Origin of the sequence: Aminobacter sp. BE322 (genome assembly GCF_050433525.1) — a bacterium.
Classification (GTDB): Bacteria; Pseudomonadota; Alphaproteobacteria; order Rhizobiales; family Rhizobiaceae; genus Aminobacter.
This window is the reverse complement of record NZ_JBNPXB010000002.1, coordinates 139,831-150,467: the sequence shown is the minus strand read 5'-3', so window position 1 is coordinate 150,467 and position 10,637 is coordinate 139,831. Positions and strand designations below refer to the sequence as shown.

At 67.8% G+C, this 10,637-nt stretch carries 14 protein-coding genes; all 14 read right to left on the bottom strand.

Features of this window, described 5'->3' with window-relative positions; genetic code table 11:
• Positions 1-47: 47 nt before the first annotated feature.
• The 14 genes from J2X50_RS04775 to fliI all read right to left on the bottom strand — a co-directional run bounded on the left by J2X50_RS04775 (position 48) and on the right by fliI (position 10,632).
• Entirely contained in the window at positions 48-920 is an 873-nt protein-coding gene (locus tag J2X50_RS04775) for a flagellin (protein WP_429092202.1), read from the bottom strand.
• Between the two features lie 412 nt (positions 921-1,332).
• Positions 1,333-2,115 carry a flagellin gene (locus tag J2X50_RS04770; protein WP_347965970.1) on the bottom strand — a complete coding sequence of 261 codons (783 nt, stop codon included), beginning with the start codon at positions 2,113-2,115 and terminating at the stop codon, positions 1,333-1,335.
• 268 nt (positions 2,116-2,383) lie between these two features.
• Complete coding sequence (fliP, locus tag J2X50_RS04765; protein WP_429092199.1) at positions 2,384-3,115, bottom strand: flagellar type III secretion system pore protein FliP; 732 nt, start codon at positions 3,113-3,115, stop codon at positions 2,384-2,386.
• Positions 3,112-3,603, bottom strand: coding sequence for a flagellar basal body-associated FliL family protein (locus tag J2X50_RS04760; RefSeq protein ID WP_429092196.1), 492 nt, complete (start codon positions 3,601-3,603; stop codon positions 3,112-3,114). Before J2X50_RS04760 ends, fliP begins: the two co-directional genes overlap by 4 nt.
• Before the next feature lie 8 nt (positions 3,604-3,611).
• A complete protein-coding gene (flgH, locus tag J2X50_RS04755; RefSeq protein ID WP_429092193.1) occupies positions 3,612-4,319 on the bottom strand; it encodes a flagellar basal body L-ring protein FlgH in 708 nt (235 codons plus the stop codon).
• Positions 4,316-4,867, bottom strand: a complete 552-nt coding sequence (locus J2X50_RS04750; RefSeq protein ID WP_429092190.1) for a MotE family protein — start codon at positions 4,865-4,867, stop codon at positions 4,316-4,318. The genes flgH and J2X50_RS04750 overlap by 4 nt, the downstream gene beginning before the upstream one ends.
• Before the next feature lie 8 nt (positions 4,868-4,875).
• Positions 4,876-6,147, bottom strand: a complete 1,272-nt coding sequence (locus J2X50_RS04745) for a flagellar basal body P-ring protein FlgI (protein ID WP_429092187.1) — start codon at positions 6,145-6,147, stop codon at positions 4,876-4,878.
• Complete coding sequence (gene flgA / locus J2X50_RS04740; protein WP_429092822.1) at positions 6,144-6,620, bottom strand: flagellar basal body P-ring formation chaperone FlgA; 477 nt, start codon at positions 6,618-6,620, stop codon at positions 6,144-6,146. Before flgA ends, J2X50_RS04745 begins: the two co-directional genes overlap by 4 nt.
• A gap of 2 nt (positions 6,621-6,622) precedes the next feature.
• Positions 6,623-7,411, bottom strand: coding sequence for a flagellar basal-body rod protein FlgG (flgG, locus tag J2X50_RS04735; protein WP_347965964.1), 789 nt, complete (start codon positions 7,409-7,411; stop codon positions 6,623-6,625).
• 11 nt (positions 7,412-7,422) lie between these two features.
• Positions 7,423-7,734, bottom strand: coding sequence for a flagellar hook-basal body complex protein FliE (locus J2X50_RS04730; protein ID WP_429092185.1), 312 nt, complete (start codon positions 7,732-7,734; stop codon positions 7,423-7,425).
• Positions 7,731-8,150 carry a flagellar basal body rod protein FlgC gene (flgC, locus tag J2X50_RS04725; RefSeq protein ID WP_340036729.1) on the bottom strand — a complete coding sequence of 140 codons (420 nt, stop codon included), beginning with the start codon at positions 8,148-8,150 and terminating at the stop codon, positions 7,731-7,733. Before flgC ends, J2X50_RS04730 begins: the two co-directional genes overlap by 4 nt.
• 5 nt (positions 8,151-8,155) lie before the next feature.
• Positions 8,156-8,536 (bottom strand): flagellar basal body rod protein FlgB, encoded by a 381-nt coding sequence (gene flgB / locus J2X50_RS04720; RefSeq protein WP_429092182.1) that lies wholly within the window; start codon positions 8,534-8,536, stop codon positions 8,156-8,158.
• An 82-nt stretch (positions 8,537-8,618) separates the two neighbouring features.
• A complete protein-coding gene (locus J2X50_RS04715) occupies positions 8,619-9,248 on the bottom strand; it encodes a hypothetical protein (protein WP_429092179.1) in 630 nt (209 codons plus the stop codon).
• The gene (gene fliI / locus J2X50_RS04710) at positions 9,232-10,632 is read right to left on the bottom strand and encodes a flagellar protein export ATPase FliI (RefSeq protein WP_429092176.1); all 1,401 of its coding nucleotides are present in this window, start codon (positions 10,630-10,632) and stop codon (positions 9,232-9,234) included. Before fliI ends, J2X50_RS04715 begins: the two co-directional genes overlap by 17 nt.
• Between the last annotated feature and the right edge of the window lie 5 nt (positions 10,633-10,637).

The window sequence follows — 10,637 nt, the reverse complement described above, 5'->3', positions numbered from 1 at the left end:
GCGGGAGGCGCGGCCCATCGAGATTGGATGCGGGTTCGGGCGGCCGGTCAGCCCTTGAACAGGGAGAGGATCGCCTGCGAATTGGAGTTGGCGATCGACAGCGCCTGGATGCCGAGCTGCTGCTGCACCTGGAGCGCCTGCAGGCGGGTCGATTCCTTGTTCATGTCGGCGTCGACGAGCTGGCCGACGCCACGGTCGATGGAATCCATCAGCTTGGAGACGAAGTCTTTCTGCAGGTCGATGTGCGACTTGGCGGCGCCGAGCTCGGAGGCGGCCAGGGTCATCGACGTCAGCGCCGTTTCGATGTCGGCAAGGTAGCCGTCGATGTCGGCGTCGGTGCCGTTGGTCTCGACGTCGATGGCCATGATGTCGGTGGTGATCGGCTTGGGCGTGCCGTTGGCCGCAAACAGCGTGATGTTGGTGATGTCGATCGAGATCTTGCCGAGGGTGACGGTGCCGTCGGCGGCGCGGTTGTAGGAGGAGACGATCTCGACCGGGCCCGGGTCGTCGGTGGCGAGCATGTTGGAGCCGGCATAGCTTGCGCCCACCGCTGCGCTCTTGAGATGGACCTGCAGGGGGGCGATTTCGCCCTGGATCTGCTGGCGGATGTCGAGGCCCTGGCCGCGCGCGGTGATCAGCTTCTGCTTGATGTCGTCGATGACGCCGATGACGTCCTTGAGGGCGGTGTAGGCAGTGTCGACCTTGCCCGCGCCGAGGCCGAGCGCGTCCTGCACGGACGAGTTGGCCTTGTTGTCGGAACGCATGGTGGTGGCGATGGACCAGTAGGCGGCGTTGTCGGACGCTTCGGCGACGCGATAGCCGGTCGAGATGCGCCCCTGGGCGGTCTGAAGCGCCTTGTTTGTGGAGCTCAGGCTCTGCAGCGCGGTCATCGCCGACGCGTTGGTCATGATACTGGACATCGAATGGGCCCCCCTCTGTCGATCTGCGCCTCGCGGGCGCGTGCCGATTGCGGTTTCCGTCCGCTCCGCCGATGACGCGGGCCGAACCGGCAGTGCAATTGGTTAACCACGACTAAACAACTATGGTTAACGGCGAATTAACGACGACGCGGCACGCGCCAGCGCACGCGTGCCGTCGGCGGGAATCTACCGGAACTGAGCTTGTGCGTGGCTATCTGGGAGCGGGGGCGCGGAGGCGTCCACGGGCGGCGACCTGTCGGGCGCAGGATGCGACCGGAACCAGACCAGGGCAATGCCAAAAAAGGCAAACCGGGCCGCACCTTGCGGTGCGACCCGGCGTTCGATCCACATGCCTGAGACGGCTCGGATCGATATCGATGCGGGCGCGGCGAACCGCGCCCGTCCGATATTGTTAGCCGCGGAACAGCGACAGGAGCGACTGCGAGCTCGAGTTGGCGATCGAGAGCGCCTGGATGCCGAGCTGCTGCTGGGTCTGCAGAGCGGCCAGACGTGCCGATTCCTTGTTCATGTCGGCGTCGACCAGCTGGCCGATACCGCGGTCCATCGAGTCGATCAGCTTGCTGGTGAACGACTTCTGCGAGTCGACGCGGGTCTTGGCCGCGCCGATGCCGGCGGCAGCCGTCTTCATCGCGTCCAGGGCGGTCTCGACGGTCATGGTGTCGGTCGCGGCAGCCAGCGCGGCTTCGAGATCGTAGGCGGCAACCGTCATCGTCGTCGGAGCGGCGCCCGGCTGGTAGCCGGTCACGATGTTGGCAGCCGTGCCGCCGGTCTCGAGCATGTTGACGCCCTGGAAGTCGGCGTTCTGGGCGATCGAGGTGACCTGGGCCTTCAGCTGGGTGATTTCAGCGTCGATGGCGGCGGTGTCGGTGCCCGGCGTTGCACGAGCAACGTACTTGGCCAGGATTTCCTTGGTCTTGTCGATGGCCTCTTCGAGAGCGCTCGAAGCGGTGTCGAGGATGGCGGCGCCGAGGCCGAGGGCATCCTGCACGGCGCTAAGGGCGCCGGTCTGCGAACGCATGCTCGTGGCGATCGACCAGTAGGCCGCGTTGTCCGAAGCGGTCGAAACGCGCTGGCCGGTGGCGATGCGGTTCTGGGTGGTCTCGAGGTTCTTGTTGGTGCTCGCGAGGGTCTGCAGCGCCGTCATTGCGGACGCGTTGGTGAGAAGGCTAGCCATGAGCCCTGTTCCTTGTACACAAATTTTATGAGGAACATGCCGGAAAACCACCGGCTCGGGCGAAGCGGCATCATGCCTATGGCCATCTGTCGTGGCCAACTCGCCCTGTACCGCGATCTAACGGGCGACTTCCTACCAAAGGTCTAAATAGTATGGTTAACCTGTGTTAACCTGCTGATTTTTTTACAGGAATGCACGTTTGACGCGCGGCGGTGCAACCGGCGCGCGACCTGACTTTCGGTATGCGGGGGGAGGAAGCTCGGCTGAGCTACGTGAACGATCTCACCAGGCTGCCGACGAGCAGGTTCCAGCCGTCAATGAGCACGAAGAACAGGATCTTGAAGGGCAGCGACACCACCGTGGGCGGCAGCATCATCATGCCCATCGCCATGGTGATGGTGGCGACGATGAGGTCGATGACGAGGAAGGGCAGCACGATCAGGAAGCCGATCTCGAAGCCGCGGCGGATCTCGGAGATCATGAAGGCAGGGACGAGGATGCGCAGGTCGACCTTCTCCTCCGACACGACCTGGCCGCGCTCGCGGGCGAGATCGGCGAAGAGGGCGAAGTCCTTGTCGCGGACGTTGCGCATCATGAAGGTGCGGAAGGGGTCGGAAATGCGGTCGACCGCCTCGGCCTGGGTGATCTGGTCGTCCATCAGCGGCTTTACGCCGCTCTGCCAGGCCTGATCGAAGGTCGGCGCCATGACGTAGAAGGTCATGAACAGCGACAGCGAGATCAGGATGAGGTTGGCGGGCGTCGACTGCAGGCCGATGCCGGTGCGCAGGATCGAAAACGCGATGACGAAGCGGGTGAAGCTCGTCACCATGATGAGCAGGCCCGGCGCGACCGAAAGCACGCTGAGCAGGCCGAACATCTGGATGATGTAGCCGACGGTGGCGCCGTCGGCCTTGCCGATCGCGCTCAGGTCGAGCTGCTGGGCGCCGGCGGGAAGGACCGTGGCGGCCAGGATGGCGGCGGTAGCCAGAAATTTCTTCATTCGAACAGCAACGTCCTGATCAGGACTTCCTTGACCTTGCCGCCGCTGCGCAGCGCGGCGCGCTCGTCGAGGTCGGTCTTGAGCTGGCGGAGCGCACTGGCGCCCTGGATCTGGTGGATGCGCAAGGTGCGGGCATAGGCGAGCAGATCCTGGTGGATACGCTCGGCCATTTCCGGCGGCTGCGGCTCGGTGAGCACCAGCGAGACTTCGAGGCGCACCCACATGGTGTCCGGGGCGGCCAGGTTGGTGGTGATCGGGGCGAGCTGCACCAGTGTGCCCTTGGCCAGTCGCTCGTCGCCGCCTTCGCCGGACTTGTGCGACGGCGATTCCGCGGCCGGCTTTTCGGCCGGCTTGCTCTTGTCCTGGAGATAGGCGCCCGACAGCCAGCCCATGCCGACGGCGGCGGCGGTCATGAGCACGAGGATGACGATCTGCACGACAACCGAGGGGCCGGCCTTGCGCGGGAGGGGCTGTTCGACGGTCGACATGGGCGCGCCTAGAACGGGAGGACCTGGTCGAGGAACTGCTGGCCGTAGGGCGGCTGCTGGACCTCGCTCAGGCGGCCGCGGCCGCCATAGGAAATGCGCGCCTCGGCGATGCGCTCGTAGGGGATGGTGTTCTCCGGTCCGATGTCGGACGGGCGCACGATGCCGGCGATGGTGAGAACGCGCAGTTCGGCGTTGACGCGAACCTCCTGGGAGCCGCGGATCATCATGTTGCCGTTGGGCAGCACCTCGGTCACCACGGCCGCGACGAGCAGGTCGAGCTTCTCCGACCGCGAGGTGGCGCCGTCGCCGGCGAATTTGGATTCGGAATCGACGTCGGCATCGGCCGAACCGCCGGTGCCGGCGCCGTCCCATTCCATGTTCATGCCGAGCCCGATCTTGCGATTGGAGGTGCGCGAGCGCTCGGATTCGTTCTTGAAGCGGGCGCGGTCGTCGATCTGGATCCTGACGGTCAGGATGTCGCCCGGCTGCAGGGCGCGCGGATCGGTGAACATGCGGCTCTGCTTGTCCTGCCACAGCGAGAAACGCTTGACCGGTGCGGCGGGCGCCTCGGGGTAGCGGTACATCGCCGAGCTGCCGTCGTCGATGCCGGAGCCGACCGCCGACATTGCGGGTTCCTTGTTGATCTCCTTGAGATTGGCGGCGCAGCCGGCGAGGACGCCGGCGAGCGAGGCCGCGAGGAGGGCGTTTCTGGTCATGAGGGGTCTTCCCGGCGCGTGGCGCTCGCCATGACGCGGGTGAGCTCCGCGGCCGACTTGCTTTCCATTTCGTTGAGGATGACGCTTGACTTGCGGGCGTCGAGCTTCATCAGGATGGCCGAGGCGAGCTCGACATTGAGCTTGGAAAGGCGCTCGGCGGCGGCGTCGGGTTTCATGCGCGAATAGATCTGGACGAGGTTCTCCTCGGCGCGGGCGAGGAACACCTCGCGGCGCTTGAGCCAGGTCTCGTATTCGCTGCGCTTCTCCTCGAGGGCGGCGAGGCGCTGGTCGACGTCGGCCTGCAGCTTCTTGAGTTCGTCCGCCTGGATGGCATAGCGGCGGTCGCGGGCGGCGTCGGCGATGTTGGAGCAGAAGCGCTCGACCTCGCTGGGCGCGGCCGGAGCGACGCGTTCGCCCGAGGCCTCGGGGCCGTCGAGCACCTGGCGCACCTCCTGGGCATGCGACGGGGCGGCGCCCATCAGCACCGCCGCGACGGCGGCCGCGGCGAGCGCCCGGCTGCGGAGTGGAAGGGGAATGACGTTCGCCATGACGAGCCCTATTGCACAACCAGTTCGGCCTGCAGGGCGCCCGCGGATTTGATGCCCTGGAGGATGGAGATGATGCCGTCGGGCTTGACCCCGAGGCGGTTGAGGCCGGCAACCAGGGTCTGCAGGTCGGGGCCGTTGAGCAGGCCGACCTTGGAGCCGGGACGCTCGGCCTCGATGACGGTGAAGTCCTCGACCGCCGTCTGGCCGCGCGAGAAGGGCTCGGGCTGGACCACCCGCGGCTGCTCGGTGATGCGCACGGTGAGTGTGCCGTGGCTGATGGCGACGCGCGAGACCTTGACCTCGTTGCCGATGACGATGGTGCCGGTGCGCTCGTCGACGACGACGCGTGCGGGCGCATCCGACTTGACGAGCAGGTTCTCGAGCTCGGCGTAGAAGCGTGCGGTGGAGATGCCTTCGGGCTTGCGCACGATGACGGCGCGCGAATCCTGCTCGCCGGCGACGCGCTTGCCGAAACGCTGGCGGGCGTAGCTGTTGATGGCGTCGGCGATGCGCACGGCGGTGGAGAAGTCCGGATTGAGGAGCTGCAGGGTCAGGACGTTCTCGTCGACGAAGCGAGCCTTGACCTCGCGCTCGACGATAGCGCCGTTGGGCACGCGGCCGGCGGTCGGGGTGCCCTGCGTCACGGATTCGGCCGCGCCCTGGGCGTTGAAGCCGCCGACCAGCATGGAACCCTGCGCCACGGCGTAGATCTCGCCGTCGGCCGCCTTGAGCGGGGTCATGACGAGCGTGCCGCCGGCCAGCGACGAGGCATCGCCGAGCGAGGAGACGTTGACGTCGATGCGCGCGCCTGCCTGCACGAAGGCGGGCAGGTTGGCGGTGACGATGACGGCGGCGACGTTGCGGACGCGGGCGCGGCCATCCTCGGAGGCGACGCCGAGATTTTCGAGCATCGCCCTTATCGACTGCTCGGTGAAGGGCGAGTTGCGCAGGCTGTCGCCGGAGCCGTTGAGGCCGATCACCAGGCCATAGCCGACGAGCTGGTTGTCGCGCGCTTCCTGCAGGACGGCGATGTCCTTGATGCGGACGCTGGCGAGGTTGCCGCCGCCGTTGAGGGTGGTCAGCCGGCCGGGGTCGTCATAGGCGCCGGCCATACCGCCGCGCTCGCCGAGACCGGCATAGTCGTTGCCGCTGCCGCCGTTGCCGACAGGCTTGCCGCCGGGCTCCTGCAGCTCCGAAATCGGCGTGCCCTCGGGGCCGTCGGCATAGGCTGCCTGCAGGCCGAGGACGGCGACCGCCGCGAGTACCAGCCTGCGGATCATGTCGCACCTACGCGGATGGAGCCGTCGGCCATGACGGTGCCGGTGAGGATCTTGCCGCTGTCGACGTTGCGCACCTTGACCTGGTCGCCGGCGGCACCCGGGTCGAGGGCGACGGCGGCGGCCGAGATCGTCAGCGCGCCGGCCTCGAAGACCACCTGGACCGCGGCGCCGCGGTCGACCAGCCAGGGCTGGCGCAGCGCGCCCGCCGCGACGTAGCGGCCGGGCAGCAGCGTGCGCTTGGCGACCTTGCCGTCGAGCTCCTCGGCGCGTGTCGCGACCCCGTCCGGGCGCACCTTGCCCGGCTTGAGCGTGACTTCCCGGAGCGACGACATGACGACCGTCTCTCCGGGATAGATGACGCGGTTGGGGACGAGAACGACCTCCTGCGCGTGGGCCGCGCCGGCGCCGCCGAGCATGGCGAGCGCGAGCGCTGCCGCGCGGATGCGAGGGAGGGCGTGGCGCTGCCGCATCATGCTCACCGGATGTTCTTGGAGACGACGGCGGCCATTTCGTCGGCCGCCTGGATGACCTTGGAGTTCATCTCGTAGGCGCGCTGGGCCGAGATCAGCTCGGTGATTTCCTTGACCGGGTCGACGTTGGAATTTTCCAGGTAGCCCTGCTTGACCGTGGCGAAGCCGGGGTCGCCGGGGATGCCGTCGATGGCCGGGCCGGAGGCCTCGGTCGCCTGGAACAGGTTGTCGCCGAGCGGCGCGAGCCCCGCCTCGTTGGCGAAGTTCGACAGCATCAGCTGCCCCTGCTGCACGAGATCCGTCTGGCCGGCGACGCGGGCGAAGACCTGGCCGGAATTGTTGACGACGACCTCGGTGGCGTTGGGGTCGATGGTGATGCCGCCGGTCACGACATAGCCGTCGACGGTGACGAGCTGGCCGGTGGCGTTGGTGTTGAAGGAGCCGGCGCGGGTGTAGAGCGTCTCGCCCTCGGGCCCGTCGATCTGGAACCAGCCCTTGCCGGTGAGTGCCATGTCGAACTGGTTGCCGGTGCTGGTCAGGCCGCCCTGGACGTGGACGTTGCGGACGGCCGCGGTCTTGACGCCGAGGCCGATGCTGACGCCTTCCGGCACGATCGCGGCGTTGGCGCGGCTGGGGACGCCCTGCATGCGATCGACCTGGTAGAGCAGGTCGGAGAATTCGGCGCGGGCGCGCTTGTAGCCGGTGGTGTTGATGTTCGCGATGTTGTTCGCGATCACCTCGAGATTGGTCTGCTGGGCGTTCATGCCGGTGGCGGCGATGGAGAGGGCTTTCATCTTCGTGGTCCTCAGATGCCCATGCGGCTGACTTCGAGATAGGCGGTGACGATCTTGTCGCGGATGGCGATCGCGGCCTGCAGCGAACGCTCGGCGGTCATCACCGCATCGACCACCTCGCGGGTGTCGGCGTGACCCTGCATGCCGGCGATCGACATCTGCTCGGCCTGGCGCAGCGTCGCCGCGGTCTGGGTGGCGGCGTCGGCAAGGGCTGCGGCGAAGGAGGAAGCGACGTCGCCGGTGGCGGCGCGCGCCGCTTCCGGAACGATGCTCGTCGGCTTGCTAAGTGCCTGCGGGCCGAGCGGGCTGATGGTACCGATCACGACTGGCTCCTCATAAGGTCGATGGTCATGGAAATGAGATCGCGCGCCTGCTTGATGACCTGCAGGTTGGCTTCGTAGGACCGGTTGGCCTCGTTCATGTCGGCCATCTCGATCAGCACGTTGACGTTGGGCATCTTGACGTAGCCGTTGGCGTCGGCGGCCTGGTTGCCGGGCTGGAATTCGAGCGGGAACGCCGACTGGTCGTTGCCGATGGCGGCGATCTCGACGGTCGAGCCGCCGGTCGCGCGGTCGAGCTCGGCGGCGAAGCTGATGGTCTTGCGCCGATACGGCTCGGCGCCGGGCGTGTCGCCGGTCGACTGCGCGTTGGCGAGGTTTTCCGAAACGATGCGGAGCCGTTCGGACTGGGCGCCGAGGCCGGAGCCGGCGATCTTGAGTGCTGCGCTCAGCGGATCCATGGCATTCAGGCCTTGCTGCTCAACATGACCATGCGGTGGAAGGCCTTGACGACGGCCGTGTTCAGCTCGAACGAGCGGCGCACGTCGCCGGCCTTGATGAGTTCGCTTTCCAGCGCCACCGTGTTTTCGGAGGGCAGCACGGCGGTGTCTGGTTCCTGCTGGCGGACGGCGTAGTTCGCGTCGGTGGCGCCGCCGCCGAGATGCCCGGCCTGCGTCGCGGTCATCGCCACGCGCGTGCGGTCGAGAACCTGCTCGAAAGGCTCGACGTCGTTCGCCCGGTAGCCGGGCGTGTTGGCGTTGGCGACGTTGCCGGCGATGGTCGTCTGGCGCACCGAGAGCCAGCGAGCCTGCTGGGCGGCCAGATCGAAGAGGTTGACGGGGTCCATGGAAATCTCCGAGCAGATTTCCAAACACTATTGCCCCAGTCTTGCGCGGGCCTTGCGCGCGTCCGCAGGCGCCTGCGGACGGTCAGCGCTGGAGCTCGACCACGTCCTCGCGGGAGGTGACGAGAACCCATTTTCCGTCGCGCTGCTCGATGGAGGCGACGCGGCTCGAGTCGGGCAGGACGGAGCCGCGCTGCACCACCCAGAGCCCGCTCTGGTCCTGGACCATGGCGCGGCCGTTGGCGACGTGCACGAGGGTGAAGTTGACCGCCGGGCCGGGGAAGGGCTGCTGTTCGACGCCCGGCACGCCGGGGCCCTCGTCCTTGTCGGGGCGCAGCGAGCCGGTGGCGAACAGATCCAGCTGCATCGGCGGGATGTCCTCGACCGACATCGGCGCGCCGACGCGCTCTACCTGCTGGCCGAGCGCGAGCGGAACCGATTGTTCGCTCTGCCCGTCGCCGGCGAATTTCAGCGCGCGCACGCCGAATTTTTCCGGATTGAAGAAGATGTACCAGGGGAAGAGCGCGCTCGCGAGGCCGATGGCGATGCCCAGGCCGGCGATCATCAGGTCGCCGCGACGGTCGTTTCGGCGCGCGGGCGGGGCGAGAATGATGGTGCGGCGCTTCATCCCGAGGCGTTGGAGCAGGGTGGCCGGCTTCTGGTTCGAGCCGATCATGTCCAGCAGTTCGCTGGCCGGATCATTCCGCCTGAACATTGGCTCTATCCTTGGCTTTCAGATGGCGGGCGAGGTCGGAGAACGGGTCCGGCGCGGAACCGTCGGACGGCGACTGTGCCAGCGCCTCGTAGATGACCGGGACCTGGCGCACGGCGAGATCCAGTTCGGGATCCGCGCCGGGCTGGTAGGCACCGAGCAGGCGGATGTCGCGCGTGTCCTCGAAGCGCGAGATCATAGCCTTGAGTTTGCCGACGAGCACGCGCTCGTCCGGCGTCCAGGCCTTGCCGGCGAGGCGCGAGATCGACGACAGCGGGTTGACCGGCGGATAGCGGCCCTGCTCGGCGATCGAGCGGTCGAGCACGATATGGCCGTCGAGGATGCCGCGCACGGAATCGGCGACGGGGTCGTTGTGGTCGTCGCCGTCGACCAGCACCGAGATGATCGCGGTGATCGAGCCCTTGCCCTCGACGCCCGGTCCGGCGCGTTCGAGCAGCTTGGGAAGCTCGGTGAAGACGGACGCCGGATAGCCGCGCGCCACCGGCGGCTCGCCCGCACCGATGGCGACCTCGCGCAGCGCGTGGGCGAAACGGGTGATGGAATCGAGCACCAGCAGGACGCGGTCGCCGCGGTCGCGGAAGTGTTCGGCGACGCGCATGGCGGTGTCGGGGGCGCGGCGGCGCATCATGGCGCTCTCGTCGCTGGTGGCGACGACGGCGATGGTCTTGGCCATGGAGGCTGCGCCGATCGTGTCCTCGAGGAATTCGCGCACCTCGCGGCCACGCTCGCCGATCAGGGCGACGACGACCGTGTCGAACGCATCGGCGCCGGCCAGCATGGCAAGCAGCGTCGACTTGCCGACGCCCGAGCCGGCGAAGATGCCCATGCGCTGGCCGAAGCAGAGCGGGGCGAAGATGTCGATGACGCGGACGCCGGTGCGGAAGCCGGTGTCGACGCGCTGGCGGGCGAGCGCTGCCGGCGGCGCCACGGCCGCTCCGCCCGGCGAGGCGCTGCGGATCAGCGGCGGGCCATGGTCGATGGGACGGGCGAGCGCATCGATGGCGCGGCCGCGCCAGCTCGGATGCGGTGTGACGGCGATCGGGCCGCGGGTGAAGACGGCATCGCCGACGCCGACGTCGCCGCTGCTTTCATAAGGTGCGACGAGCACCTCGTCGCGGCCGATCTGGACGATCTCGCCGCGCCGGCCGAGGCCATGGCCGCCGTGCTCGACGATGTCGCCCAGCCTTGCACTGGTAGAGAGGCCGCGGACCTTGTAGTGCGTCGGCGCGATCTCGGTGACGCGGCCTCCACGCCGGACGAGCATGCGGTCGTCGGCGAAGCGGCGCCGGACTTGCTCCAGCGCCTCGAGCCGGTTGTCGTGTGCCGGGGGCAGGTCGGTGCGGATCGCGGGCAGGGGGGTGCTCACCTGGC

Excerpts from the sequence above, each read along its gene's own strand:
- flgH (WP_429092193.1), bottom strand. The coding sequence starts at position 4,319 with ATGACCAGAAACGCCCTCCTCGCGGCCTCGCTCGCCGGCGTCCTCGCC.
- flgC (WP_340036729.1), bottom strand. The coding sequence starts at position 8,150 with ATGGATCCGCTGAGCGCAGCACTCAAGATCGCCGGCTCCGGCCTCGGC.
- J2X50_RS04715 (WP_429092179.1), bottom strand. The coding sequence starts at position 9,248 with ATGTTCAGGCGGAATGATCCGGCCAGCGAACTGCTGGACATGATCGGC.
- J2X50_RS04775 (WP_429092202.1), bottom strand. The coding sequence starts at position 920 with ATGTCCAGTATCATGACCAACGCGTCGGCGATGACCGCGCTGCAGAGC.
- flgA (WP_429092822.1), bottom strand. The coding sequence starts at position 6,620 with ATGATGCGGCAGCGCCACGCCCTCCCTCGCATCCGCGCGGCAGCGCTC.
- J2X50_RS04745 (WP_429092187.1), bottom strand. The coding sequence starts at position 6,147 with ATGATCCGCAGGCTGGTACTCGCGGCGGTCGCCGTCCTCGGCCTGCAG.
- J2X50_RS04750 (WP_429092190.1), bottom strand. The coding sequence starts at position 4,867 with ATGGCGAACGTCATTCCCCTTCCACTCCGCAGCCGGGCGCTCGCCGCG.
- J2X50_RS04770 (WP_347965970.1), bottom strand. The coding sequence starts at position 2,115 with ATGGCTAGCCTTCTCACCAACGCGTCCGCAATGACGGCGCTGCAGACC.
- flgG (WP_347965964.1), bottom strand. The coding sequence starts at position 7,411 with ATGAAAGCCCTCTCCATCGCCGCCACCGGCATGAACGCCCAGCAGACC.
- flgB (WP_429092182.1), bottom strand. The coding sequence starts at position 8,536 with ATGGACCCCGTCAACCTCTTCGATCTGGCCGCCCAGCAGGCTCGCTGG.
- J2X50_RS04760 (WP_429092196.1), bottom strand. The coding sequence starts at position 3,603 with ATGTCGACCGTCGAACAGCCCCTCCCGCGCAAGGCCGGCCCCTCGGTT.
- fliP (WP_429092199.1), bottom strand. The coding sequence starts at position 3,115 with ATGAAGAAATTTCTGGCTACCGCCGCCATCCTGGCCGCCACGGTCCTT.